General features: G+C 72.5%; 1 pseudogene. It reads left to right on the top strand.

Annotated elements, in window-relative coordinates:
* Positions 1-69 precede the first annotated feature (69 nt).
* Positions 70-575, top strand: a pseudogene (locus FUT87_RS27040) (hypothetical protein); the annotation flags it as partial.

The raw sequence follows: 575 nt of genomic DNA, 5'->3' as shown, positions 1-575 counted from the left end.
TCCAGCACCTGGCCAAGGTCTACGACGCGGCGCACCCGCGTGCCCGCAAGAAATAACCGATTGATCCCGATGCCCCGCACCGCCCTGATCGCCTCGAAGGCCCCGTTCCCGTCCCGTCCGCTGCTGCTGTGCTCGGCGCTGCTCGCGGCCCAAGCGCAGGCGCAGACGCAAGCGCCCGGGGCCGAGCCGCCGGTGGTCTCGGCGCCGTCCGTGACACCGGAGCTGAAGGAGCCGCCGCGGGTCGTGACCGCGACCGACAGCCGGCCCGCCGCGTTCGAGCTGAACTGGTCGCCGATCAAGATGCCCACCGGGCAGAAGACCGCGCTGCTCGGGGCGCACTACATGGTCGCCATCAACGAGGACTGGGGCATCGGCCCGGCCGCCTACGGCGCCGCCAAAGGCGAGTTCGGCGGGCTGTTCACCGTCGGCTTCAACCTGCAGCGGCGCTTTCGCGTCGGCCCCAATCTGCACCTGGCGGCCAGCGTCTATGCCGGCGCGGGCGGCGGCGTGAGCTCCGACAAGGTGCGTCCGGGCGGCGGCCTGATGCTGCGGCCCGAGCTGTCGCTGCGCGGCGA

It is taken from the genome of Mitsuaria sp. TWR114 (assembly GCF_007997345.1).
The sequence above is the reverse complement of the archived record's forward strand: the minus strand, read 5'-3'. Positions and strand labels throughout refer to the sequence as shown.